The following is a 24,117-nucleotide window of genomic DNA, read 5'->3' on the forward strand; positions in this document are numbered from 1 at the left end:
CTCAGTCGCCGATGTAGGACATGACGTGCTTGATGCGCGTGTAGTCCTCGAGGCCGTACATCGACAGGTCCTTGCCGTAGCCCGAGTGCTTGAAGCCACCGTGCGGCATCTCGGAGATGAACGGGATGTGGGTGTTGATCCACACCGCGCCGAAGTCGAGCCGACGCGACATCCGCAGCGCCCGCGCGTGGTCCTTGGTCCACACCGAGGAGGCCAGGGCGTACTCCACGCCGTTGGCCCAGCGCAGGGCCTCGGCCTCGTCGGAGAACTTCTGCACGGTCATGACCGGGCCGAAGATCTCGGTCTGGATCTGCTCGTCGTCCTGGCGCAGCCCGGACAGCACGGTCGGGTCGTAGAAGTAGCCCTTGTCGCCGTGCCGGGTGCCGCCGGTGACGACCTCGGCGTGGTCGGGCAGGCGGTCGACCATGCCGGAGACGTGGGCGAGCTGGTTCTCGTTGTTGAGCGGGCCGTAGTAGGTGCCCTCGGCGGCCGGGTCGCCGGTCGGCATGCCCTTGGCGGCCTCGGCCAGCGCGGCGACGAACTCGTCGTGCAGACCGGCCTGCACGAGCACGCGGGTCGCGGCGGTGCAGTCCTGGCCGGCGTTGAACAGGCCCGCGCCGGCGATGCCCTCGGCGGCGGAGGCGACGTCGGCGTCGTCGAAGACGATGACCGGCGCCTTGCCGCCGAGCTCGAGGTGCACGCGCTTGAGGTCGCGCGAGGCGGACTCGGCGACCTGCATGCCGGCACGCACCGAGCCCGTGATCGCGACCATCTGCGGGGTCTTGTGCTCCACCAGCGCGCGGCCGGTGTCACGGTCGCCGCACACGACGTTGAGCACGCCCGGGGGCAGGAACTCCTGGGCGATCTCGGCCAGCAGCGTCGAGGACGCCGGGGTGGTGTCCGACGGCTTGAGCACGACGGTGTTGCCGGCCGCGAGCGCGGGCGCGATCTTCCAGATCATCATCAGCAGCGGGTAGTTCCACGGCGTCACCTGGCCGACGACGCCGATCGGCTCACGGCGCACCCACGAGGTGTGGTCGGCCATGTACTCCCCCGCCGACCTTCCCTCCAACACGCGGGCCGCGCCGGCGAAGAACTTGAAGTGGTCGGAGGCGTAGGGCATCTCCTCGTCCATCGTGAGGCCGAGCGGCTTGCCGGTGTCCTTGCACTCGACCGCGTTGAGCTCCTCGACCCGCTCCTCGATCGCGCCGGCCAGCTTGAGCAGCGCGTTGGAACGGTCCTGCGGGGTGGCGTAGCCCCAGCCCTCGAAGGCGGCGTCCGCTGCGGCGTAGGCCCGGTCGATGTCCTCCGGGCCCGACTTCGGTGCGGTCGCGTAGGCCTCGCCGGTGGTCGGGTCGATGACGTCGTACGTCGCCCCGGAGGCCGAGTCGACGAGCTCACCGTTGACGACGTTGCGGAAGTTCTGAGTCATGGGCCCGAGACTATCCAGGCGAGACGGTGATCCGAAAGGCCTCGGAGGCACTGATTCCGTCGTTGACGCCTCACCCGACGGCATGATGCCGGGGAAAGGGCGGATCCTGACGACGGAATCGCTTGCTTCGCCCCACCCGTAACGGGCACCATGGAGGCGACCCTACGAAGGAGACATCGTGTCCACAGACCCGATCGGCCCGGGCGCCGCCCCGCAGAGCCCGGGGAGCCAGGGGGGCCTCGACCTGCAGCAGGTCGCCAAGGACCACCTCTGGATGCACTTCACCCGCCACTCGACCTACGAGACCGCCGACGTGCCCGTGATCGTGCGCGGCGAGGGCCCCTACATCTGGGACGCCAACGGCAAGCGCTACCTCGACGGGCTGGCCGGCCTGTTCGTCAACCAGCTGGGCCACGGCCGTCGCGAGCTGGCCGAGGCGGCCGCCCGCCAGGCCGGCGAGCTGGCCTTCCACCCGCTGTGGTCCTACGCGCACCCGACCGCCATCGAGCTCGCCGGCCGCATCGCCGAGATGGCGCCGGGCGACCTGGACAAGGTCTTCTTCACCACCGGCGGTGGCGAGGCCGTGGAGTCGGCGTGGAAGCTGGCCAAGGCCTACTACAAGCTGACCGGCAAGCCGACCAAGCACAAGGTGATCAGCCGCAACGTGGCTTACCACGGCACGCCGCAGGGCGCGCTGTCGATCACCGGCATCCCCGGCATGAAGTCGATGTTCGAGCCGCTGGTGCCCTCGACCTTCCGGGTGCCCAACACCAACTTCTACCGCGCGCCGGAGCACGGTGACGACCTCGAGGCCTTCGGCCTGTGGGCGGCCGACCGCATCGACGAGGCGATCGAGTTCGAGGGTCCCGACACCGTCGCGGCGGTGTTCCTCGAGCCCGTGCAGAACTCCGGCGGCTGCTTCCCGCCCCCGCCCGGCTACTTCCAGCGCGTGCGCGAGATCTGCGACAAGCACGACGTGCTGCTGGTCAGCGACGAGGTGATCTGCGCCTACGGCCGCCTGGGCCACATGTTCGGCGCCGAGCGCTACGGCTACCAGCCCGACATCATCACCTCGGCCAAGGGCCTGACCTCCGGCTACTCGCCGCTGGGCGCGATGATCACCACCGACCGCCTGATGGAGCCGTTCAAGCAGGGGCAGAACACCTTCCTGCACGGCTACACCTTCGGCGGACACCCGGTCTCGTGCGCGGTCGCGCTGGCCAACCTCGATCTGTTCGAGAAGGAGCAGGTCAACCAGCACGTGCTCGACAACGAGCCCCGCTTCCGCGCGACGCTGGAGAAGCTGCTCGACCTGCCGATCGTCGGCGACGTCCGCGGCGACGGGTACTTCTACGGCATCGAGCTGGTCAAGGACAAGGCGACCAAGGAGACCTTCGACGACGACGAGGCCGAGCGCCTGCTGCGCGGCTTCCTGTCCAAGGCGCTGTACGACGCCGGCCTCTACTGCCGCGCCGACGACCGGGGCGACCCGGTCGTGCAGCTGGCCCCGCCGCTGATCTGCGACCAGGAGCACTTCGACGAGATGGAGCAGGTGCTCCGCTCCGTGCTCACGGAGGCCTGGACGGTCCTCTGAGCCGAGGCGAGGGGTGGAAAGAGCCCCCCGGACCAGTGGTCCGGGGGGCTCCTTCGCGTCCGGGCTCGACGAGCCCCGAGCAGGTCGAGTGCGTGGAAGGTCGGGCGGATTTCCACGCACCCGAGAATGTGGGTGCGATGCTGCTGGTCATGCTGTGCAAGGTCTGTTAAACCTTGTGCACCCCAATCTAGCCGGTCCTTCCGGAACACGCAACAACTCTGCGCAAAGTATGTGCAAGGTTGTGACGCACGCCGCATCGGCGCACCTGGGAGGTGCGTCAGGCCGGGCGCGACCGGGCCCGGGTGACCAGCTGCTGGCCCACCACCAGCGAGAGCGCCAGCAGGAACATCACCGTCCCGATCACGTTGACCTGCATCGGCACACCGCGCTGGGCCGCCCCCCAGACGTACATCGGGAACGTGACGGTCTGCCCGGAGTTGAGGTTGGTGATGATGAAGTCGTCGAACGACAGCGAGAAGCTCAGCAGCGCCGCCGAGACGATGCCCGGCACCACCAGCGGGAACGTCACGCGCCAGAACGTCTGCCACTCGTTGGCGTAGAGGTCGGCCGCTGCCTGCTCGAGCCGGGGGTCGAGCCCGGCCAGGCGCGCCTTCACCGTGATCACGACGAACGACAGGCAGAACATCACGTGGGCCACGAAGATCGTCCAGAAGCCGAGCTTGCCGGCCAGGCCCCCGTTGACGAACAGCGCCAGCAGCGACGAGCCGAGCACGATCTCGGGCGAGGCCATCGGCAGGAAGATCATCAGGTTGGAGGCGCTGCGCCCCCGGAAGTGGTGGCGCACCATCGCGAAGGCCATCAGGGAGCCCAGCAGGGTGGCCAGGCCCGTCGCGAGCAGGCCGATGCGCAGGCTGACCGAGACCGACGAGCACAGCTGGTAGGGGTCGCACAGGTGGGTCCAGTTGCCCAGCGTGAAGCCCTGGAAGTCGTAGCCCAGGCGGCTCTTGGGCTGGTTGAAGCTCATCAGGATGACCACGAGGACGGGCAGGACCATGTAGAACAGGACGGCCAGCGCGAACAGCAGCACCAGGTGCCGTCCGACCCACTCGCGCGCGGCCCTCACACCAGCTCCTCGGTGCCGGCCTTGCGGACGTAGAGGAACACCATGCCGACGATGACGACCATGAGGATCACCGACAGCGCCGACGCCGCGGGCAGCGCACTGGCGTTGAAGAGACCCTGGATGTCGTTGCCGATCATGCGGGTGCGGGTGTTGCCCAGCAGCTCGGCGTTGATGAAGTCGCCGCAGGCCGGGATGAAGGTCAGCAGCGTGCCCGCCACGAGGCCCGGCATCGCCAGCGGCAGGGTCACCAGGCGGAACGTCGTGATCGGCGAGGCGTAGAGGTCGCTGCCCGCCTCGAGCAGTCGCAGGTCGATCTTCTCCAGGCTGGCGTAGAGCGGCAGCACCATGAACGGGAGGAAGTTGTAGGTCAGCCCGGTCACCACCGCGAACGGCGTGGCGAGCAGCCGCAGCCCGTCGATGCCCGGCAGCGAGTTGATCAGGTTGGTGATGAACGAGTTGTCGCCCAGCAGGAGCTTCCACGACAGCGTCCGCACCAGGAAGCTGGTGAAGAAGGGCGCGATGACCGCGACCAGCATGAGGTTGCGCCAGCGCCCGGCCTTGAACGCGATGGCGTAGGCCAGCGGAAACCCCAGCAGGATGCACGTGAGCGTGGCGATCGCGGCGTAGACGAACGAGCGGACGAAGGCCGGCCAGTACTCCGCGATCGCGTCGGAGTAGTTCGCCACGTGCCAGGTCATCTGGTAGCCGTCGAGCAGGGACCCGCTCGGGTCGTAGAGGCTGCTGGCGACCAGCGTCACGGTCGGGACGACGAAGAACATCACCAGCCAGAACGTGCCCGGCAGCATCAGGAGGTAGCCGGTCCACCCGCGCTTCTGGGCCTCCTCCCCCGACACCTGCGCCGAGGTGGGTCCGGGCACGTGCCCCAGTGCGGTCACGAGGTCACTTCCTCACTCGTCGTCGATCTCGGAGCCGGCCGAGGCGTCCTGCGCGCTGTCGAGCAGGAAGGTGTGGTCCGGCATCCAGGTCAGGTCGACCTGGTCGCCCACCGCGAAGGACGACCGCTTTCCGGTGTTCTGCTCGAAGGCGGCCAGCTCCTGGCCCCAGGGCATGCCGATGAGGTACTGCGTGCTGACGCCGACGAAGCTGACGTCCTCCACCCGGCCGCCGGAGAGCCGGTTGAGGCCCGCGTCGTGGCCCTCCCCGGGCGGCTGCAGGGTCACCTTCTCCGGACGCACCCCGATCCAGCACCGCCCCGAGATGCCGGAGGCGGTGACCCGGGTCGCGCGGAGCCCGGCGCCCTGGACGGTCACGTCGTACTCCCCCGACCCGGCGCGGGTGACCACGCCCTCGAGCAGGTTGGACTGACCGAGGAAGTTGGCCACGAACGTCGACTGCGGGTGCTCGTAGAGGTCGGCGGGTGCGCCCAGCTGCTCGATGCGCCCGGCGTTCATCACCGCGATGGTGTCGGCCATCGTCATGGCCTCCTCCTGGTCGTGGGTGACGTGGACGAAGGTGATGCCGACCTCGGTCTGGATGCGCTTGAGCTCCAGCTGCATCGACCGACGCAGCTTGAGGTCCAGCGCGCCGAGCGGCTCGTCGAGCAGCAGCACCTGCGGGCGGTTGATCAGCGCGCGCCCCAGGGCGACGCGCTGCTGCTGGCCGCCTGAGAGCTGCGCCGGACGGCGCTTGGCGTACTGCTCGAGCTGGACGAGCTCGAGCATCTCGCCGACCTTGGTCCGCACGTCCGAGGCGCCGGTGCGCCTGAGCCCGAAGGCGACGTTGTCCTCGACCGTCATGTGCGGGAACAACGCGTAGCTCTGGAACACCGTGTTGACCGGCCGCTTGTAGGGCTTGAGACCGGCGATGTCCTTGCCCCCCAGCTCGATGCGACCGGAGGTCGGCGTCTCCAGCCCCGCCACCATGCGCAGGGTGGTGGTCTTGCCACAGCCCGAGGCGCCGAGCAGGGCGAAGAACGAGCCCTGCGGCACTGTGAGGGTCAGGTCGTCGACGGCGACGAAGTCACCGAACCGCTTGGTCACCGACACGATCTCCAGGTCTCCCTGGTGGTCGAACCGACCCTGCTGCTGGGCTGTGCTGGTCACCGGTGCTCCGCTCGTGCTGCTCGTGCTGCTCAGGCGCTGATCGCGGTCTGGAAGTCGCGCTCGTACTTCTCCGAGGTCTTGTCGTCGGTCGCCTGGAACGAGAACGCCTTGTCCAGGAAGTCCGGGGACGGGAAGATCAGCGGCTCCTCGACCAGGGTCTTGTCGACCTTGGCCATGGCCTCCTGGGTGCCCTTCACCGGCGAGATGTAGTTGACCCACGCCGAGACCATCGCGGCGTTGGCCGGGTCGTAGTAGAAGTTCATCAGCTTCTCGGCGTTGGCCTTGTGGGTGGCCTTGTTGGGCACGAGGAAGTTGTCGGACCAGATGACCAGGCCCTCCTCGGGCACGACCCACTTGATGTCGGGGTTGTCGAACTGCATCGCGATCACGTCGCCCGACCACGCCTCGCAGGCCACGATGTCACCCTTGTTGAGGTCGTCGACGTAGTCGTTGCCGGTGAACCGGCGGACCTGCCCGCTTGCGACGTAGCCCTTGAGCTTGTCGATCGCCTCGCCCCAGGCGTTGTCGTCGAAGTCGGTCGGGTCGCCGCCGGCCAGCTTGAGCATGAACGACATCGTGTCGCGCATCTCCTTGAGCAGGCTGACCTTGCCCTTGAGGTCCTTGCGGGTCATCAGCTCCTCGAAGGAGCCGACGGGCTTGGTGTACTTCGCGTTGTAGGCGATGCCGGTGAAGCCGCTCTGCCACGGCACGCTGTAGTCGCGGTTCTCGTCCCACTGCGGGCTCTTGAGGTTGTCGACCAGGTTGGCCTCGACGTTGGGCATGTTGCCGTGGTCGAGCTTCTGCAGCCACCCGGCGTTGACCATCTTCTCCGCCATCCAGTCGGTGAGCACGAACAGGTCGCGCCCGACCGGCTCGCAGGCACCGAGCTGGTTCTTGACCTTGGCGAAGAAGTCGTTGTTGTCGTTGACGTCGGTGTTGTAGGTGACCTTGATGCCCGACTCCTTCTGGAACTTCTCCAGCGAGGGCATCCGGTTGCCGTCGACGTCGATGTACTCGGGCCAGTTGGACCACACCATCGACTTGTCGGTCGAGGACTTGTCGGTGCTCGTGCAGTCGTCCTTGGCGCTGATCTTGGTGCCCGACGTGCCGCACGCGGCCAGCAGCGACGACCCGCCGAGACCGAGTCCCGCGGCCCCCAGACCGCGCAGGAACAGTCGTCGGTCGACCTCGGGAAGGTGCTCCAGCATCGGCAGCGGAGCGGGGGTGCGACGGGTTCGGGGCATGGGGCGGCCTCCTCGATCGGTTGGTGAGGATAATCGCATGATGACCTGTCAGCGACAAGGGAATCAGTTGTTACGTTTTCGTGTCACTGCGGATTCGTTTGCTTTTGCGCCCCGGAAACCTTTGACGAGGCTCACCTCTGGTGCGACGATCGGCCCGTGAGCAAGCCTCAGCCCCGGTCCCCGCGGTCCCGCAACCACCTCGACGACGTCTCCAAGGCCATCATCGAGCAGCTGCAGCAGGACGGCCGGCGCTCCTACGCCGCCATCGGCAAGGTGGTGGGCCTCTCCGAGGCCGCCGTCCGCCAGCGCGTGCAGCGCCTGATCGAGTCCGGGGTCATGCAGGTGGTCGCGGTCACCGACCCGACCGAGCTCGGCTTCAGCCGCCAGGCCATGATCGGCGTGCGCGCCTCGGGCGACCTCGAGCCGCTGGCCGACGCGATCGCCGAGATGGAGGAGGTCGACTACGTCGTCATCGTGGCCGGCTCCTTCGACCTGATGGTCGAGGTCGTCGCCGAGAGCGACGAGCACCTGCTCGAGATCGTCTCCAAGCGCATCCGCTCGCTCGCCCCGGTCACCTCCACCGAGACCTTCGTCTACCTCAAGCTGCGCAAGCAGACCTACTCATGGGGTGTCAGATAACCGGACCGCTGTGGTGGGACGGCCCACCCGCCACCGTCCGCCCATCTCTTCCTGGCTCGCTCTCGTGCGACGTGGCCGTGGTGGGGGCGGGGTTCACCGGCCTGTGGACCGCCTCCTACCTGCTGCGCGAGGACCCCTCGCTGCGGGTGGTCGTCCTCGAGGCCGAGACCGCGGGCTTCGGCGCCTCGGGCCGCAACGGCGGCTGGTGCTCCGCCCTCTTCCCCGCCGGCCCGGACCGGCTCGCCCGGCTGCGCGGGTCGTCGTACGCCGGGGCGCGGGCGCAGCACGCCGCCATGCGGGACACCGTCGACGAGGTCGGGCGGGTCGTGGCCGAGGAGGGCATCGACGCCCACTGGGTCAAGGGCGGGACGGTGGTGGTCGCCCGCACGCCGGTGCAGCTGGAGCGGGCCCGCGCGGAGGTCGAGCACGCCCGGGCCTGGGGCCGCGACGACCTGACCCTCCTGTCCGCGGCCGAGACCGCCGAACGGATCGGCATGACGCGGGCGCTCGGGGCGACGTACACCCCGGACTGCGCGGCGGTCCACCCCTACCGGCTCGTCCGCGGTCTGGCCGAGGTCGTCGAGCGGCTCGGCGGCGTGGTCCACGAGCGGACGCGGGTGACCGCGATCGAGCCCGGCGTGGTCCGGACCGACCACGGCGACGTGCGCGCCGACGTGGTGGTGCGGGCGACCGAGGGCTTCACGCCCGGCCTGCGCGGCCAGCGCCGGGCCGTGGTGCCGGTCTACTCCCTCATGGTCGCGACCGAGCCGCTGCCCGACGCGGCGTGGGACGAGATCGGGCTGGCCCGGCGCGAGACGTTCAGCGAGCACCGCCACCTGGTGGTCTACGGCCAGCGGACCGCCGACGGACGGCTGGCGTTCGGCGGCCGTGGCGCCCCCTACCACTTCGGGTCCTCGGTCTCCCCCGCCCACGACGCGCACCCCGCCGTCTGGGAGTCGCTGCGCGCCACGCTGCGCGAGATGTTCCCCGTGCTCCGCGAGGCGACCTTCACCCACGCGTGGGGCGGGCCGCTCGGCATCCCGCGCGACTGGTGCGCCTCGGTCGGCCTCGACCGGCGCACGGGCCTGGCGTGGGCCGGCGGCTACGTCGGCGACGGCGTCGGCACGACCAACCTCGCCGGGCGCACCTTGCGCGACCTGGTGCTCGGCCGCTCCACCGAGCTCACCGCGCTCCCCTGGGTCGACCACCGCTCCCGCCGCTGGGAGCCGGAGCCGCTGCGGTGGCTGGGCATCAACGCGGGCCTGAGGGCGATGGGCCTGGCCGACGGCGAGGAGCGGCTGACCCGCCGCCCGTCCCGGATCGCCCGCGCGATGGCGCCGCTCATCGGCGGCCACTGACCCCTCCTCGACCCCGCGCGGCCCGACGGACAGGACACTCGGCGCCACCCCCGCGCCGACCGCGCTCGTGGTGGCGGCACCGAGCACGAGGTGCCTGTCGGCGGGGCCTGTGGAGAGCGTCGACGGGCCGGCAGCCGGGCCGGTGAGACTGCCCCCGTGGCTGACGAGAGCGTGCGGCAGGCGCTCGCCCTGCACGGCGGGGTGGCGACCCGGCGACAGCCCCTGGCGGTCGTCGGCAAGCGCGCAGTCCGTCGCGCCGTGTCCTCCGGGACGGTGCACCGCGTGGCGCGGGGCCGCTACGCGCTGCCCGACCTCGACGCGTCCCTGGCCGAGGCGACCCGCCTCAGCGCGACGGTGTCGCACCGGAGCGCAGCCCTGCGCCACGGCTGGTCGGTGGCCACCGTCCCCGAGCGTCCCGAGCTGACCGTGCCTCGCAAGCGGCACCTGTCGGCGGAGCGCCGCGGCGATGCGGACGTCCACTGGCGCGACCTGCCCGAGGGGTCGGTGGACCGCTCGAACGGCACCGCGGTCACCCGGCCTGCGCAGACCGTCGTCGACTGCGCGCGCGACCTGCCCTGGGCCGAGGCCCTCGCCGTCGCCGACTCCGCGCTGCGCTCCGGTGCCGTGACCCGCGCGCAGCTCCGTGAGGCGGCCGAGCAGGTGCGCACCACCGGGCGTGCGCGCGTACGACGGGTGGTCGAGTGCGCGGACCGGCGCGCGGCCAACGCCTTCGAGTCCGTGCTCCGCGCGATCGCCCTCGACGTGCCCGGTCTCGTCGTGGAGCCGCAGGTCCGCATCGACGAGCGCGGGCTGCGGGTCACCCCCGACCTCGTCGACCGCGAGCGCAGGATCGTGATCGAGGCCGAGTCGTGGGAGTTCCACGGCCACCGCAAGGCGCTGCACCGCGACTGTGCGCGCTACAACGCGCTGGTGCTGCGCGGCTGGACCGTGCTCCGGTTCTCCTGGGAGCACGTGATGCTCTAGCCCGGCTACGTGCGCGACGTGCTGCTCGCGGTGGTGGGCGGGCCCGGAGGACAGGCAGCTCTCACCCAGAGCCTGGTCTGGGCACCGTGAGTGCCCACCGAGGCCCGAGAGTGTCCTGTCGTCCGGGCCGGGCCGGGCTGCCGCCGGGCCGCCGCCGCGGGGCTCATCCCTCCCGGCGCAGGGTGGGGCGCAGGGCGTCGAGCACGCCGGCGTCCTCGATCGTCGAGGGCGGCGTGGGGTCGGCGCCGTCGGCGATCTCGCGCATCGTCTTGCGCAGGATCTTGCCCGAGCGGGTCTTGGGCAGGCCGGGCACGACGTCGACCTCCCTGAACGCCGCGACCGGGCCGACCTCGTCGCGCACCATCGCGACCAGCTCGCGCTTGACCTCCTCGGGGTCGGACTCGACCCCGGCCTTGAGCACGACGAACCCGCGCGGCGCCTGACCCTTCATCGGGTCGGCCACCCCGATGACCGCGCACTCCGCGACTGCCGGGTGGGAGGCGATCACGGCCTCCATCGAGCCGGTGGAGAGGCGGTGCCCGGCGACGTTGATCACGTCGTCGGTGCGGCCCATGACGAACAGGTAGCCGTCCTCGTCGAGGTAGCCGCCGTCGCCGGAGAGGTAGTAGCCGTCGTAGGTCGAGAGGTACGACGAGACGTAGCGCTCGTCGTCACCCCACAGCGTCGGCAGCGTCCCCGGCGGCAGGGGCAGCCGGATCGCGATCGCGCCCTCGGTGCCCGGCGCCACGGGTGACCCGGTCGGGTCGAGCACCTGGACGTCGTACCCCGGGACCGGGACGGACGGCGAGCCGGGCTTGATCGGCATCGGCGCGAGCCCGCGCAGGTTGGAAGCGATGGGCCAGCCCGTCTCGGTCTGCCACCAGTTGTCGACGACCGGCACGCCCAGGGTCGACGACGCCCACTCGTAGGTGTCGGGGTCGAGCCGCTCCCCCGCCAGGAACAGGTTGCGCAGCGCGGAGAGGTCGTGACCCTCGAGCATCGCGCCGGAGGGGTCCTCCTTCTTGATCGCACGGATGGCGGTCGGGGCGGTGAACAGCCCCTGCACGCGGTGCTCCGCCGCGACCCGCCAGAACGCGCCGGCGTCCGGGGTGCCGACCGGCTTGCCCTCGTAGAGGATCGTCGTCGCGCCGGCGATCAGCGGCGCGTAGACGATGTAGGAGTGGCCCACGACCCAGCCGACGTCCGAGGCCGCCCACCACGCCTGACCCGCGTGCACGTCGTAGACGTTGGGCAGCGACCACGCCATGGCCACCGCGTGACCGCCGTTGTCGCGCACGATCCCCTTGGGCTTGCCGGTCGTGCCGGAGGTGTAGAGCACGTAGAGCGGGTCGGTGGCGCGGACCTCGACGCACGCGGCCGGGTCGGTGCGCCCCGCGCGCATGGCGACGTCCCAGTCGAGGTCGCGTCCCTCGAGCAGCGACGCCTCGGCCTCGGGCCGTTGCTTGACCACGACCGCGGCCGGGGCGTGGGTGGCGAGGTCGAGCGCGCGGTCGAGCAGCGGCTTGTACTCCACGACGCGGGTCGGCTCGATGCCGCAGGAGGCGGCCACCACGACCGTCGGTCGGGCGTCGTCGATGCGCACGGCGAGCTCGTGGGCGGCGAAGCCGCCGAAGACCACCGAGTGCACCGCGCCGATGCGGGCACAGGCCAGCATCGCGATGACGGCCTCGGGGACCATCGGCATGTAGATCACCACGCGGTCGCCCTGCTCCACGCCCAGCCCCCGGAGCACCCCCGCGAACGCGGCGACCTCCTGGAGCAGCCGGGCGTAGGTGTAGGTCTGCTTGGTCCCGGTCATCGCGCTGTCGTAGACCAGCGCGGCCTGGTCGGCACGGCCCTTGGCGACGTGGCGGTCGAGCGCGTTGTAGCAGGTGTTGAGGGTCGCGTCGGGGAACCACCGGTAGAACGGCGGCCGGCTGTCGTCGAGCACCTGCTCGGGCTTGCGGATCCAGTCGACCAGCGCGGCCTGCTCGCCCCAGAAGCCGGCCGGGTCGGTGACGCTGCGGGCGAGGACCTCGGCGTACGACGTGGAAGCAGTCATGGGGCGATTGTGCCTCGCCTCAGGAGCAGCCCGTCAGACCGTTGGCCCGCGTGCGTGCCGGACGCTCCCTCACGTCGAGCCAGGTGTGGAAGAACGTCGACAGCCCGGCGCCCTCCCGTGCGGCCGCCAGGTCACGGAACTGCCGGCCCGTCCCGGTGCCGTCGCGGTGGCGGTCGACCCACGCGCGCACGAGGTCGCGCATCGGCGCCTTGCCGATCCGGCAGCGCAGGGCGCCGAGCATCATGCCGCCGCGGTCGTAGACCGGGGTGCTGAAGATCTCGGTGGGGCCGGGGTTGCTGACCTGCAGGTCCCAGAAGGTGGAGGACGGGACGTAGCTGTCGTAGCGGGAGGTCAGCGTGTCCTGGACCGACCGTCGACCGTGGCCCTCCTGCCAGAGCCACTCGACGTACGTCGCGAAGCCCTCGTTGAGCCAGGTGTCCCGCCAGCGCTGCAGGGCGACCGTGTCGCCGAACCACTGGTGGGCCAGCTCGTGGACGACGACCGTGCCCGCGCTCGAGCCGAACCAGGAGTAGAAGGGCCGCGAGGCGTTCTCCAGCGCGAACCCGGTGTAGACCGAGGAGACCACGCCCCCGGCCGTGGCGTAGGGGTAGGCGCCGAACCGCGACTCCATCCACCGCAGGATGCGCGGGGTGTCGTCGAGCAGCGCGAACGCCTGCTCGACCTCCTTGGCCGACAGCTGCCTCGACACCGCGTAGAGCACCGGCCGGCCGTCGGCGGTGGTGCGCCGGATCTCGAAGCGCCCGGCGACGAAGTAGGCGAGGTAGGTGCTGATCGCCTCGTCGACCTTCCAGCGCCACGCCGTCCAGTCGCCGCTCACCGTGCGCGAGACCAGCCGGCCCCCGCTGACCGCCTGCTGCCCCGTGGGGACCCGGATCGTGATGTCGAAGGTCGCCTTGTCGCGCGGGGTCTCGTTGGCCGCGAACCACCAGGGGCCGATCTGCGGCTCGCCGACCGCGGCGGTCTCGCCCGGCTGGTGGAAGTAGCCGTCCCACGCCGTCGCGCTGCGCAGCCGCGACGGGGTGCCGTGGTAGCGCACGGCGACGGTGAACGGGCTGCCTGCCGCGACGGGGGTCCGCGGGGTCACCTCGAGCTCGTGACCGCTGGGCTTGGAGAAGGTCGCGGGCTCGCCGTCGACGGTGACCGCGTCGGGGGTCAGCCGCAGGTCGAGGTGGAACGCGGAGAGCGCCGACGACCCGGCGACCGCGCGCAGCGTCGTACGCCCGGAGAGCGCGTCGGTGGAGGGCTGGACGCGGTCGTCGATCGTGTAGTGGGTGACCTGGTAGCCGCCGTTGCCGTCCCGGGGGAAGTACGCGTCGGGCCCGTCGGGCGACCCGACGACCGCCGTCGCCTCGGCGGCGACGGCCGCGGCGCCCCCACGGGCGCCGAGCGGGCCGAGGGCGCCGAGGGACAGGGCGAGCGAGGCCGCGCAGAGGAGCGCGACGGCGGGCCGGTGGTGCGACAAGGGACCCTCCTCGGGTGACGCACCAGGGTACGTCGAAAACCCGTTGCGCCTGCCCGCTCCGGCACATCACGCTGGACCCCCACGCGCGCCGCCGGCGCCGGAGGCAGAGAGGAGGGCTGACCCCATGACCGTCCTGGGTCCCCGCACGCCCGTCCGTCCCTCTCCCCTCCGGAGCACACGTGAGCCTCTTCTCTGACCAGCACGACCAGCACGACCAGCACGACCAGCACGACCAGCACGACCAGCCCCTCTCCTCCTTCCCCGCCGCCTGGGCCCTCGACTTCACCGTCTTCGAGGACGACCTGCCCGCCGGCCAGCGGTGGAGCACCTACCTCGACGTCGAGCGCCTGTGCCGCGGGCCCGCACCGGTCCCCGACTGGGTGGTGACCACCCGCGGCGCGGTGGACACCGAGCTCGGCGTCCTCAAGACCGGCAAGGAGGCCGACGTCTTCCTGCTGCGCCGGGCCGAGCCGGGCACCGACGGCGTCGTGATGGCGGCCAAGCGCTACCGCGACGAGCAGCACCGCTCCTTCCACCGCAGCGCGGCCTACACCGAGGGCCGACGCGTACGACGCTCGCGCGACCAGCGCGCGCTCGCCAAGGGCACCGCCCACGGGCGGGCCGTGGCCAGCGGCCAGTGGGCGATCGCCGAGTGGAACGCCCTGACCCGGCTGTGGGAGATGGGCCTCCCGGTCCCCTACCCCGTGCAGATCGACGGGACCGAGCTGCTGATGGAGCTCGTCACCGGCCCGGACGGCCTCCCCGCACCCCGGCTCGCGGCGGTGCGGCCCGACGCCGACCTGCTCGCGTCGTACTTCGAGCAGGTGCGGGAGGCGCTGTCGGTGCTGGCCCGCGCGGGCCTCGCCCACGGCGACCTCTCGCCGTACAACGTGCTGGCGGCGGGTGAGCGGCTCGTGGTCATCGACCTCCCGCAGGTGGTCGACCTCGTGGCCAACCCGGCCGGCCCGGACCTGCTGCTGCGGGACTGCACCAACCTGTGCACGTGGTTCCGTCGCCGGGGGCTCGAGGCCGACGAGCACGAGCTGTTCGGCGAGGTGATCTCCCAGGCCTGGTGAGGTCAGGACCCGCCGCGCCGCACCCGGAGCGTGTCCGGCCGGAAGCCGTTGTCGATGCCCCAGAGCACCGCTCGGCTCCGGCTGGTCGCGCCGATCTTGTGGTAGGCGTGCCGGATGTAGGTCTTGACCGAGTTGATCGACAGGTGGGTCTGCGCGGCGATGTCGTTGTTGCTGAAGCCCTGCGTGATGAGGGCCAGCACCTCCGACTCGCGTGCGGTGAGGCCCTGCTCGCGACCCGGCCAGTCACCCTCCGCGGGCTCCGGGACGGGTCTCGCCTCGACCTCGTCGAGCTCGAGCGTCCGGCCCTTGGCGACGTCGCGCAGAGCCTCGGCCAGCTCGTCGGAGGTCATCGACTTGGCGAGGTAGCCGCTCACGCCGGCGTCCAGGGTGCGCCGCTGGAGCGCCCCGTCGACGTTCCAGCTGTAGACGACCACGTGCCGCACGCGCGGGTTGTCGACCAGGGCGGTGACCTCGGGCGCGTCACCCTCGGCCTGTGCGAACGTGTCGTAGAGCGCGACGTCGACCGGCTCCACCACGTCGGTGTTGGAGTCCAGCTCGACGATCTCGATGTCCTCGAACCGCTCCAGCATGTGAGCCAGCCCCCGCACCACGACCTCGTAGTCGTTCACCAGGGCCAGTCGCAGCCTCGTCGGACCTGCCGTGGCCATGATCACTCCTCCGTCTCATCCACCCATTGGGGGATGTCTCCCCCGGGCATCAGTCCCTACGTTGCCCACGTGGCCCTCATGCAAGCACCCTGCGCGCCGCCGCGTGACCCGGATCTCTGGGCGGACGCCGTGACAGGGCGTCTCGAGCTGCCCGACCTCGACGACCTCCTCGTGGTCGCCGCCCACCCCGACGACGAGACGATCGGGGCCGGCCGGCTGCTCGCCGCGCTCGACGTCACCGCCCGGGCGGTGACCCTGACCGCCGGGGAACGCTGCTTCGACGGCACCGGCGAGGACCCCGACCGGGTGGCGCACGCGCGGCTGGCCGAGTGGCGCTGCGCGCTCGGGGAGCTCGGCGTGGAGCCCCTGCGCTGCGGGCACCTGCCCGACGGCGGTCTCGAGCACCACCTCGACGACGCGGTGGCGCTGCTGGCCGACGCCCTCGCGTCCGGGAGCGCCGTCCTCGCGCCCTGGCGGCACGACCCCCACCCGGACCACGCGGCGGCGGGGACCGCGGCGGCCCGGGTGGCCGAGGCGGCCGGCGTCCCCCTGCTGGAGTACGTCGTGTGGGCGCCCTACTGGCTCGACCCCTCCGACGTCGCGGCCCACGGAGGGGTGCTCGTGGCCGCGCCCACCGGGCCGCGCGAGGACGAGCGCTGGCGCCGGGCGCTGGGGTGCTTCACCTCCCAGTTCCACCCGTGGCGGCCCGGCTGGCCGCCGGTGGTCCCCGCCGACCTGGTCGACCGCCACCACCGGCAGTGGCTGGTCGCGCGTGGCTGAGCCGACCGGGCCCGTCGACTTCGACGGGCGCTACCGCGAGGACCCGGACCCCTGGGGCGTGCACTCCCGGTGGTACGAGCGACGCAAGACCGCCTGCCTGGCCGCCGCCCTGGCGCAGGAGAGGTACGCCGTCGCCTGGGACGCCGCGTGCGGCGTCGGCCAGGTGGCCGCCCTGCTCGCCGACCGCTGCGACCTGGTCGTCGCCAGCGACCTCTCGCCGCGGGCGGTCGAGCTCACTGCCGCCCACACCGCCGGTCGCGTCGAGACCGTGGTCAGCCGGCTGCCGGCGGTGCCCGCCCTGGCCGGTGACGCCGAGCTCGTCGTGCTGGCCGAAGTGGTCTACTACCTCCCACCGGCCGAACGGGCCCGGCTGGCCGAGGTGCTGACCTCCCTGCCGGGTGCGACCGAGGTGGCGGCCGTGTCCTGGCGCCACGAGGCCGAGGACACGTGGGGCTCCGGCGCCGACTCCCTGGCCGAGCTCGGCGGCCTCCTCACCCGCTCCGACTGGAAGGAACACACGTGGCTGCAGGACCCCAGCTTCGAGATCCGCACCTGGGTGCGCTCCCCGGGCAGCGCGTGAGCCGGGACCGCGGCCGCGGCGCCCCTCTCCCCCTGGCCCTGGTCGCGGAGGACCGCCGCTCCCCCGACCCCGCCACGCAGCGGCGGGCCGTGCTCCACCTCGCCGCCCAGGTCGAGGTCGAGGGCGCGAGCTGGCCGTCCTTCCTCGAGGGCCTGCTGCGGCTCGGCGCCACCGACGTCGTCCTCGCCCGGCTGACCGAGGGCCACCTCGACGCGCGCCGCATCCTCTGCGAGGCGGGAGTCACCCCCGTCCCGGAGTCGATGTACGCCGTGTGGGCCAGCCGGTCGCAGGGCACCGGCGTCCACGCCGAGCGGGTCGACGGCGGCTGGGTCCTCGACGGCACGCTGCGCTTCGCCTCCGGGTCCGGCGTCGTCGACCGCGCGCTGGTGCCCGTGTGGACCGCCGACGGCCGCCACCACCTGCTCGACCTCGACGCCTCGGGCTGGGCCTACGACCACACCGTGTGGCACTCGCCGGCGATGGCGCTCAGCCGCACCCACACCGCCCACCTGGACCGCGTCCTCGCCGCGGACGAGGACACCACCGTCGTCGGGCCGCCGGACTTCTACCTGACCCGGCACGCCTTCCACCTCGGTGGCATCGGGGTCGCGGCGGTGTGGGCCGGCTGCGCGAGCCACGTGCTGCGGCTGGTCGCCTCCGCGGTGCCGGCCGCTCGTCGCTCCCCTGCCCAGGAGCGGCGCCTCGGGCTGGCGCAGGTCGACGCGCTGGCCGCAGCGGCCGTCGTACGCCAGGCGGGGCGGGAGGCGGAGGAGGGCTCCCCCGAGACCCTCGACCCGCGGTTGCTGGCGACCTGGGTCCGGTCGTCGGTCGTCGCCGCGACGCACGAGGTGGTCGATCACGCCCGTCACGTGGCGGGGGCCGCGGCGCTGGCCTACGACGCCGACCTGGCCGCGGCGCTGCACGACCTGCCGATGTACCTCGCCCAGCAGGACGCCGACAAGGACGCCACCTGGCTGGCGCAGCAGGGCGACCTGTGACCGCTCCTGCGGTGGTCGTCGCCGTGCCCGCGCGCGACGAGGAGCGCGACCTGCCCGTCTGCCTGGCGCACGTGCTGTGCTCCCTGACCCACGCGCGTGCCCTCGGGGAGGTGGGGCGGACCGTCGTGGCCGTCGCGGCCCACCGCTGCCGCGACCGCACGCGGGCCGTCGCCGCGGAGATGCTCGCCGGGCACGAGCAGGTCGAGGGCGTCGTGGTGGAGGACACCACCTCCCCGAGCGTCGGCGCGGCCCGCCACCGGCTGGTCCGCTCGGCGCTCCGCGACCGGTCGGGTGCCGCGGAGGACTGGTGGGTGCTCAGCACCGACGCCGACTCCGTCGTCCCGCTCACCTGGGTCGGCAGCACCCTCGCGGCGGCCCGCGCCACCGGGTCGGTGGCCGTCGCCGGGCTGGTCGAGGTGCGGGAGTGGGAGGCCGAGCCCCACGTCCGCGCGGCCTACGACCAGCTCGTCTCGGCCGGCGTCGGGGAGACCGGCCACTCCCACGTCTACGGCGCCAACCTCGCCGTCCGCCTCGACGCGTACGACGCCGTGGGCGGCTTCCGCGACCTGCCGCACGGGGAGGACCAGGACCTCGTGGACCGCGTCCGGGCTGCCGGGCTGGGCGTCGCGACGCCGCTGGGCCCGCGGGTGACGACCTCCGGACGGGTGCCCGGACGCGCCGACCTCGGCCTCGCCGCCCTGCTCGGTCGGCTGGCCGACGAAATCGGTCAGCGCACCGCCACGTCGAGCGGCACGCTCTCCGAGCCGGCGTAGCCGGTGACCGGGGACAGCACCGCCCGCCACGTGCCGGTCGCCTTCGGGTAGACCCGTGCCGTCCACGCGCCGGTGCTCCCCGTCGTCGCGGTGGTCACCAGGGCCGGGACCCCACCCGACGGCGTGACGTAGAGCCGCACCCGCTGGGCCGCGGCCGGCTTGGTCGTGCCCTGGTAGGTCTTCCGCACCGACCCGCTGAAGGTCACGTAGCCCCCCGGCGCCACGGAGTACGTCGACGCCGCCGCGGTCACCGCCGTGGTCCAGGTGCCCGCCGTGGCCTGCCCCAGCTCGACCGCGGCGGCGGGCTGGCCGGCCGTGCCGGCGTACACCGCCTTGAGGGTGCCGGAGGCGCGCAGGGCACCGGCGACGGTGAAGGTGCCGTCGGTCCGCGTGCGGCCGCTGCCGACCACGACCGGCGCCTTGCCCGGCGCGGTGACCGTGAGCGAGACGGTCGCCGAGGCGATCGGGGTCACCGTGCCCCCGGCGTCGCGCCGCAGCCGGCCGGTGGCGGAGACCGGGTCGCCGTAGCCGACGTCGAGCGTGGCGGCCGACGCGCTGAGGTTCGTCAGCGGCAGCGTCACCGTGACGACCGGGCCGTTCACACTCATCGGGGAGAGCCCGGTGGTGCCCGCCACCGACGCGACCAGGCGGCCGGACGCCGTCGGCTTGTAGACCGCGCGGTAGGTCCCGTCCGCGGCGCTCCTGGCCGTGCCGAGGCTGGCCAGGGCGCCGTTGTCCTTGAGGAGCTTGACCGCCACGGAGACGCCCCCGACCGGCAGCGCCGTGCCGGCGACGTCGCGGGTCACCGTGCCGGTCACGGTCACGGGGTCGCCGTAGTAGACGTCGGTCGGGCTCGCGTCGGTGGTGAGGTCGAGGGTGCACCGCGACGGCACGGCACGCATCGTCACCGGCGTCGCCGCCCGCCAGAGGCCCACGGCCGTCGACCTCGCCGTGAGCGTCGTGCCGGTGGTCACCGAGGTGGAGAGCACCGAGGTGCCGGTCGCGTCCGAGGCCCTGGAGCCGACCGTCGCGACCGTGAGCGACCCGTCGGCCTGCTTGGTGCCGGCCAGGGTGAGGCCCTTCACCGGCACGCCGGTCGCGGCGTCCACGGCAGTGAGCCTCACCGGGAAGACGGTGCTCGTGCAGACCGACGCGCTCGCGCCGTCCTGCCCGTCGAGGGAGACCGCGAGGCGCACGTCCCGTGGGGTGGCGGTGGTGAACGTCAGCGGGCCGGTGACGGACTTCGTCGCGCCGGTGGAGTCCTTGAGGGTGGCGGTCACGCTGGTGGCCGTCGCGACGCCGGCGTTGCAGACCACCCCGGTGACCAGCTCGGTCGGCGCGGTGAAGGCGCAGTCCGACCGGGCCGCCTTCCAGGTGACCGAGGTCAGCGTGCGGCCCGCCGGCAGCGACGGGCTGATCTCGGCCTGCGTGGGCAGCCCCGGGATCGCGGGGTTGTTGACCGAGAGCGTCGCCCCGAGGACGGTCGGTGCGCCGGCCGACCCGCCCCCGCTGCCGTCACCTCCGCCGATGAGGAAGCGGCTGTCGGCGGCGTTCCAGTGGGTGTCGAGCCACGAGCCGGGGTCCGGGTAGGTGCTGAAGTAGTCGTCGGAGCGGCAGTCGAGGAGGTACTCCTGCGACGGGTCGCAGACCTGGACCATCGCGTGGCCGCCGCCGTCGGCGTAGCACATCGTGTCGGACTCGTCCCAGCAGTGGCCGTTGGTCGTGCCGTGGGGCGCGGTCCGCATGACGCTGCCCAGCGTGTGCACGATCTCGTGCGCCTCGACGCTGTGGTCGTTGCTCCCGTTGCCGAAGCCCCAGCACCCCGAGTCGATGCGCGCGTACTGCGCGTAGGACCCGTTGTTGGGGTTGCCCTGGCCGTCCGAGTCGTAGGGGTACGTCGTCGCGATGCCGCACAGCGACGTCGCGTCGGTCCACATCAGGTACTTGCGCGCCGGGTCGGTGTAGCCCAGCGCCTGCACGGCGCTGATGGTGGCGTTGAAGCTCGACATCGAGCCGTCCGGGACGGTCACGTTGAGGACCTTCGCGGTGCAGCCCCCGGACCCGTCGGGCTCGGTGACGTAGCGCAGGTGGCGCACGCCGCCGGTCAGGGCGGCCGACCGGTTCACCACGTCGTCGGTCCCGGCGGCCCACAGCTTGAAGCTGCTCAGCAGCGAGCTGAACCGGTTGGCCCGGCTCGCCTCCACGACGTACATCGGCTGGACGCGGTAGCCGCTGGTCCCGTCGCCGTCGCACGGCACGCTCGGGCTGGTGGCGTTGGAGGGGTAGTAGCCGGGGACGCCGAGGTCCTCGGCCGCCTGGTACGCCGCGTCGGCGGCTCCCTGCCGCTGCTGCAGCTCGGTGGTGCTCACCGGCTCGGTGACGTCGACGCCGGGGGGTGCCGCGTCAGCGTGGGTGCACACGACCGGGCCGGCAGCGAGCGCGAGCGGCTGCCCGCCGAGGCCGCAGACCGGCGCGGCCTGGGTCGCGCTGAGCACGAGGCCCGCACCGGCCCCTCCCAGCCCGACGAGCAGGGCGCCGAGCACGGCCACCAGGCGGCGGCCGGCGGGTGCGTGGTCCTCCTGCGCGCGCGCAGGCTCCTCCGAGAAGTGCAGCATCGGGTCGTCCCTTCCACCGATTCGTGCGGGGCGCGGTTCCCAGCGGGCGTCCCTGCCCTCCGCGCAGGACCATGGTCCCGAAAGCCGCAGGTCACCGCGCGGCAACCGCGGTTTCTTGACCTTGCGCCCCTGCGCGTGACCGAGCAGACACCTCGCCGACCCCACCCCACCCCGTCGCGGGAGGACGATGGAGGAGGGGGTCAGGAGGAGCGTCATGAGAGCACTGGTCGTCTTCGAGTCCCTGTGGGGCAACACCGAGCAGGTCGCCCGCGCGGTCGCCGCCGGCCTCGGCGAGTCGGCCGAGGTGGAGGTGGTCGACGTCCGCGAGGCGCCCGCGCTCCCGGACGGCGTCGACCTCGTCGTCGCCGGCGGCCCGACGCACGCGTTCTCGATGACGCGCGCCTCCACCCGCGCCGACGCGGTCAAGCAGGGCGCCCCGCACGGCACCGGTGAGCCCGGCCTGCGCGAGTGGCTCGAGGCGCAGCCCCGGACCGGCCACCACCGCATCGCGACCTTCGACACCCGCGTGACCAAGGTGCACCGACTGCCCGGCTCGGCCGCCCGGAGCGCCGCGAGGTCGGCGAGGAAGCACGGCTACGCCGTCGCCACGGAGCCCACCAGCTTCTACGTCGACGACACGGCCGGCCCGCTGGCCGACGGGGAGCTCGAGCGGGCGACCGCGTGGGGCCGCGAGCTCGCGAGGCTCTGACTGGGTGTGTGAATCGCCCCGGGTTTCGTGGAGGCTCGGTTAGTTGGATCCGCCCTCGGTGAGGACCCGGTTCTCACGGTAGTGCTCGGGCGGGGTTGCCGCCCAGTGGTTGGCCTCGAACTCAGCTGGCGGGACGAGCCCGATCTCGCCGTGCAGGCGCCGGTGGTTGAACCAGTCGACGTACTCTGCATCGCGCGACCTTGACGCCTTCGCGGTTGAGCTCGGCGTGGATCTTGCGGGCGCCGTAGACACCGAGGTTGGCCTGGTGGGCGACCCTGATGTCCTCGACCAACTCGGCAACACGCACGCTGCGTGCCGACGGCGGCCTGGTCTTGGCTGCGTAGTAGGTGCTCGGGGCGATCTGCACGCCGGCGTCCTTCAGGACTGCGCACATCGGCTCGACCCCGAACCGATCGCGGTGGCCGTCGATGTAGTCGACGACCACCGCGGTGGGCACCTCTACTTGATCTTGCAGTCGAGCTCCGCGGCCGCGGAGCTAGCTGCGCTCGTCTTCAGGATCTCGTTGGCTCGACGCAACTCCCGCACCTCACGCTCGAGCTCAGCAAGCCTCTGCGCGTCCTCGGTCGTAGTGCCCGGTCGGACACCGCCGTCGATCTCGGCCTGACGGACCCAGTTTCGCAGCGCCTCGGGGTGGACCCCCAGCTGATCGGCGACCCGCTTGATCGCCCCACGCGCCGACTCCGGATCTTTCCTGGCGTCCAACGCCATCCGCGTCGCTCGCTGCTGGAGCTCAGCGCTGTACTTCCTCGGTGCTGCCATGACTCTCATCATCCATTCCAGGATTGAGAGCCTCCATCAGACCGGGGGCGATTCACACACCCAGTGAGCGCTACTCGTGCGCGGCCAGCTGGCCGCAGGCGCCGTCGATCTCCTGGCCGCGGGTGTCGCGGACCGTGGTCGGCACGCCCTTGGCCTCGAGCCGGCGGACGAACTCGCGCTCGTCCTCGCGCCGGCTGGCCGTCCACTTCGACCCCGGCGTCGGGTTGAGCGGGATCAGGTTGACGTGCACCCAGCCCCAGTCGCCGTACGACGTGAGGACGTCGCCGAGCAGGTCGGCGCGCCACGCCTGGTCGTTGACGTCCTTGATCATGGCGTACTCGATCGACACGCGCCGCTTGGTCCGCTCGGCGTAGCGCCACGCCGCCTCGACGGCCTCGCGCACCTTCCACCGGGTGTTGATCGGGACCAGCTCGTCGCGCAGCTCGTCGTCGGGGGCGTGCAGCGACAGGGCGAGGGTGACCGGGATGCCCTCGTCGGCCAGCTGGTCGATCCGCGGGACCAGGCCCACCGTGGAGACCGTGATGCCGCGGGCCGACATGCCGAGCCCGTCGGGGGTCTTCTCGGTCAGGCGGCGCACCGCCCCGATCACGGCCTTGTAGTTGGCCATCGGCTCACCCATGCCCATGAAGACCACGTTGGAGACGCGACCCGGGCCGCCGGCCACCTCGCCCCGCGCGAGCGCCCGGGCGCCCGCGACGACCTGCTCGACGATCTCGGCGGTCGACATGTTGCGCTGCAGGCCGCCCTGGCCGGTCGCGCAGAACGGGCACGCCATGCCACAGCCGGCCTGGGAGGAGACGCACATCGTGGCGCGGTCGGGGTAGCGCATCAGCACCGACTCGACGAGGGCGCCGTCGAACAGCCTCCACAACGTCTTGCGCGTGGTGCCGGCGTCGGCCTCCATCGTGCGCAGCGGGGTCATCAGCGTCGGCAACAGCTGCTCGACCAGCTGGTCGCGGTGCTCCGCGGGCAGGTCGGTCATCTCGGCCGGGTCGTCGACGAGCCGGGAGAAGTAGTGCGTGGAGAGCTGCTTGGCCCGGAAGCCGGGCAGGCCCGCCTTCTCCAGCAGCTCCTTGCGACCCGCGGCGTCGAGGTCGGCGAGGTGCTGCGGGGGCTTGCGGCGCCCGCGGGGCTCGTCGAAGACGAGCGGGAGGGTCCTGGTGGGCTCGGTCAT

The 24,117-nt window shown here is 72.2% G+C and carries 22 protein-coding genes; 10 read left to right on the forward strand and 12 right to left on the reverse strand.

Features of this window, described 5'->3' with window-relative positions; translation table 11 throughout:
- Position 1 precedes the first annotated feature (1 nt).
- The gene (locus tag J2S63_RS04885; RefSeq protein ID WP_310299374.1) at positions 2-1,432 is read right to left on the reverse strand and encodes a gamma-aminobutyraldehyde dehydrogenase; all 1,431 of its coding nucleotides are present in this window, start codon (positions 1,430-1,432) and stop codon (positions 2-4) included.
- A gap of 178 nt (positions 1,433-1,610) precedes the next feature.
- Here J2S63_RS04885 and J2S63_RS04890 point away from each other — a divergent pair, with 178 nt between their 5' ends.
- Positions 1,611-3,026, forward strand: a complete 1,416-nt coding sequence (locus J2S63_RS04890; RefSeq protein ID WP_425573321.1) for an aspartate aminotransferase family protein — start codon at positions 1,611-1,613, stop codon at positions 3,024-3,026.
- 277 nt (positions 3,027-3,303) lie between these two features.
- Here J2S63_RS04890 and J2S63_RS04895 read toward each other — a convergent pair whose 3' ends face one another.
- Genes J2S63_RS04895 through J2S63_RS04910 form a run of 4 tightly spaced genes read right to left on the reverse strand, consistent with a single transcriptional unit; the run spans position 3,304 to position 7,417 of the window.
- The gene (locus J2S63_RS04895; RefSeq protein WP_310299375.1) at positions 3,304-4,110 is read right to left on the reverse strand and encodes an ABC transporter permease; all 807 of its coding nucleotides are present in this window, start codon (positions 4,108-4,110) and stop codon (positions 3,304-3,306) included.
- Positions 4,107-5,006, reverse strand: coding sequence for an ABC transporter permease (locus J2S63_RS04900; protein WP_310299377.1), 900 nt, complete (start codon positions 5,004-5,006; stop codon positions 4,107-4,109). The genes J2S63_RS04895 and J2S63_RS04900 overlap by 4 nt, the downstream gene beginning before the upstream one ends.
- A gap of 12 nt (positions 5,007-5,018) precedes the next feature.
- The gene (locus J2S63_RS04905) at positions 5,019-6,173 is read right to left on the reverse strand and encodes an ABC transporter ATP-binding protein (RefSeq protein WP_310299379.1); all 1,155 of its coding nucleotides are present in this window, start codon (positions 6,171-6,173) and stop codon (positions 5,019-5,021) included.
- Positions 6,174-6,202: 29 nt separating this feature from the next.
- On the reverse strand, positions 6,203-7,417 hold the full coding sequence (locus tag J2S63_RS04910; RefSeq protein WP_310299381.1) for a polyamine ABC transporter substrate-binding protein: 1,215 nt from the start codon (positions 7,415-7,417) through the stop codon (positions 6,203-6,205).
- 156 nt (positions 7,418-7,573) lie between these two features.
- Here J2S63_RS04910 and J2S63_RS04915 point away from each other — a divergent pair, with 156 nt between their 5' ends.
- The 3 genes from J2S63_RS04915 to J2S63_RS04925 all read left to right on the forward strand — a co-directional run bounded on the left by J2S63_RS04915 (position 7,574) and on the right by J2S63_RS04925 (position 10,398).
- A complete protein-coding gene (locus J2S63_RS04915) occupies positions 7,574-8,056 on the forward strand; it encodes an Lrp/AsnC family transcriptional regulator (protein ID WP_310299383.1) in 483 nt (160 codons plus the stop codon).
- Positions 8,057-8,127: 71 nt separating this feature from the next.
- Positions 8,128-9,414 (forward strand): NAD(P)/FAD-dependent oxidoreductase, encoded by a 1,287-nt coding sequence (locus tag J2S63_RS04920; RefSeq protein WP_310299385.1) that lies wholly within the window; start codon positions 8,128-8,130, stop codon positions 9,412-9,414.
- A gap of 156 nt (positions 9,415-9,570) precedes the next feature.
- Positions 9,571-10,398: a hypothetical protein gene (locus J2S63_RS04925; RefSeq protein ID WP_310299387.1), complete on the forward strand. Its 828-nt coding sequence runs from the start codon at positions 9,571-9,573 to the stop codon at positions 10,396-10,398.
- Between the two features lie 163 nt (positions 10,399-10,561).
- Here J2S63_RS04925 and J2S63_RS04930 read toward each other — a convergent pair whose 3' ends face one another.
- Together J2S63_RS04930 and J2S63_RS04935 are read right to left on the reverse strand one after the other, a co-directional pair.
- On the reverse strand, positions 10,562-12,460 hold the full coding sequence (locus tag J2S63_RS04930; protein WP_310299389.1) for a propionyl-CoA synthetase: 1,899 nt from the start codon (positions 12,458-12,460) through the stop codon (positions 10,562-10,564).
- Between the two features lie 19 nt (positions 12,461-12,479).
- Positions 12,480-13,943, reverse strand: a complete 1,464-nt coding sequence (locus J2S63_RS04935; protein WP_310299391.1) for a M1 family metallopeptidase — start codon at positions 13,941-13,943, stop codon at positions 12,480-12,482.
- Between the two features lie 179 nt (positions 13,944-14,122).
- Between J2S63_RS04935 and J2S63_RS04940 the strand changes: the two genes are divergently transcribed.
- Complete coding sequence (locus J2S63_RS04940; protein WP_310299393.1) at positions 14,123-15,019, forward strand: serine protein kinase RIO; 897 nt, start codon at positions 14,123-14,125, stop codon at positions 15,017-15,019.
- Positions 15,020-15,021: 2 nt separating this feature from the next.
- On the opposite strand, the gene J2S63_RS04945 is transcribed toward J2S63_RS04940, so the two are convergent.
- Complete coding sequence (locus J2S63_RS04945) at positions 15,022-15,687, reverse strand: response regulator transcription factor (protein ID WP_310299395.1); 666 nt, start codon at positions 15,685-15,687, stop codon at positions 15,022-15,024.
- Positions 15,688-15,816: 129 nt separating this feature from the next.
- Between J2S63_RS04945 and J2S63_RS04950 the strand changes: the two genes are divergently transcribed.
- The 4 genes from J2S63_RS04950 to J2S63_RS04965 are packed head-to-tail and all read left to right on the forward strand — an operon-like array spanning position 15,817 to position 18,818.
- Complete coding sequence (locus tag J2S63_RS04950; RefSeq protein WP_310299398.1) at positions 15,817-16,467, forward strand: PIG-L deacetylase family protein; 651 nt, start codon at positions 15,817-15,819, stop codon at positions 16,465-16,467.
- Positions 16,460-17,047: a class I SAM-dependent methyltransferase gene (locus J2S63_RS04955; RefSeq protein ID WP_310299400.1), complete on the forward strand. Its 588-nt coding sequence runs from the start codon at positions 16,460-16,462 to the stop codon at positions 17,045-17,047. The genes J2S63_RS04950 and J2S63_RS04955 overlap by 8 nt, the downstream gene beginning before the upstream one ends.
- The gene (locus J2S63_RS04960) at positions 17,044-18,045 is read left to right on the forward strand and encodes an acyl-CoA dehydrogenase family protein (protein ID WP_310299402.1); all 1,002 of its coding nucleotides are present in this window, start codon (positions 17,044-17,046) and stop codon (positions 18,043-18,045) included. The genes J2S63_RS04955 and J2S63_RS04960 overlap by 4 nt, the downstream gene beginning before the upstream one ends.
- Positions 18,042-18,818: a glycosyltransferase family 2 protein gene (locus J2S63_RS04965; protein WP_310299403.1), complete on the forward strand. Its 777-nt coding sequence runs from the start codon at positions 18,042-18,044 to the stop codon at positions 18,816-18,818. Before J2S63_RS04960 ends, J2S63_RS04965 begins: the two co-directional genes overlap by 4 nt.
- Here J2S63_RS04965 and J2S63_RS04970 read toward each other — a convergent pair.
- The gene (locus tag J2S63_RS04970; protein ID WP_310299405.1) at positions 18,773-21,433 is read right to left on the reverse strand and encodes a hypothetical protein; all 2,661 of its coding nucleotides are present in this window, start codon (positions 21,431-21,433) and stop codon (positions 18,773-18,775) included. The genes J2S63_RS04965 and J2S63_RS04970 overlap by 46 nt on opposite strands.
- Before the next feature lie 214 nt (positions 21,434-21,647).
- Between J2S63_RS04970 and J2S63_RS04975 the strand changes: the two genes are divergently transcribed.
- Positions 21,648-22,142 carry a flavodoxin family protein gene (locus tag J2S63_RS04975; RefSeq protein ID WP_310299407.1) on the forward strand — a complete coding sequence of 165 codons (495 nt, stop codon included), beginning with the start codon at positions 21,648-21,650 and terminating at the stop codon, positions 22,140-22,142.
- A 121-nt stretch (positions 22,143-22,263) separates the two neighbouring features.
- Here J2S63_RS04975 and J2S63_RS04980 read toward each other — a convergent pair whose 3' ends face one another.
- The 3 genes from J2S63_RS04980 to rlmN all read right to left on the reverse strand — a co-directional run bounded on the left by J2S63_RS04980 (position 22,264) and on the right by rlmN (position 24,117).
- A complete protein-coding gene (locus J2S63_RS04980) occupies positions 22,264-22,587 on the reverse strand; it encodes an IS3 family transposase (RefSeq protein ID WP_374725103.1) in 324 nt (107 codons plus the stop codon).
- Positions 22,588-22,601: 14 nt separating this feature from the next.
- Positions 22,602-22,922, reverse strand: coding sequence for a transposase (locus J2S63_RS04985; RefSeq protein ID WP_310299409.1), 321 nt, complete (start codon positions 22,920-22,922; stop codon positions 22,602-22,604).
- A 70-nt stretch (positions 22,923-22,992) separates the two neighbouring features.
- Positions 22,993-24,117: a dual-specificity RNA methyltransferase RlmN gene (rlmN, locus tag J2S63_RS04990; protein ID WP_310299411.1), complete on the reverse strand. Its 1,125-nt coding sequence runs from the start codon at positions 24,115-24,117 to the stop codon at positions 22,993-22,995.

The sequence above is a fragment of the Nocardioides marmoribigeumensis genome, assembly GCF_031458325.1.
GTDB classification, from domain to species: domain Bacteria; phylum Actinomycetota; class Actinomycetes; order Propionibacteriales; family Nocardioidaceae; genus Marmoricola_A; species Marmoricola_A marmoribigeumensis.

Excerpts from the sequence above, each read along its gene's own strand:
- J2S63_RS04885 (WP_310299374.1), bottom strand. The coding sequence starts at position 1,432 with ATGACTCAGAACTTCCGCAACGTCGTCAACGGTGAGCTCGTCGACTCG.
- J2S63_RS04910 (WP_310299381.1), bottom strand. The coding sequence starts at position 7,417 with ATGCCCCGAACCCGTCGCACCCCCGCTCCGCTGCCGATGCTGGAGCAC.
- J2S63_RS04930 (WP_310299389.1), bottom strand. The coding sequence starts at position 12,460 with ATGACTGCTTCCACGTCGTACGCCGAGGTCCTCGCCCGCAGCGTCACC.
- J2S63_RS04945 (WP_310299395.1), bottom strand. The coding sequence starts at position 15,687 with ATGGCCACGGCAGGTCCGACGAGGCTGCGACTGGCCCTGGTGAACGAC.
- J2S63_RS04970 (WP_310299405.1), bottom strand. The coding sequence starts at position 21,433 with ATGCTGCACTTCTCGGAGGAGCCTGCGCGCGCGCAGGAGGACCACGCA.
- J2S63_RS04975 (WP_310299407.1), top strand. The coding sequence starts at position 21,648 with ATGAGAGCACTGGTCGTCTTCGAGTCCCTGTGGGGCAACACCGAGCAG.
- J2S63_RS04985 (WP_310299409.1), bottom strand. The coding sequence starts at position 22,922 with ATGGCAGCACCGAGGAAGTACAGCGCTGAGCTCCAGCAGCGAGCGACG.
- rlmN (WP_310299411.1), bottom strand. The coding sequence starts at position 24,117 with ATGACCGAGCCCACCAGGACCCTCCCGCTCGTCTTCGACGAGCCCCGC.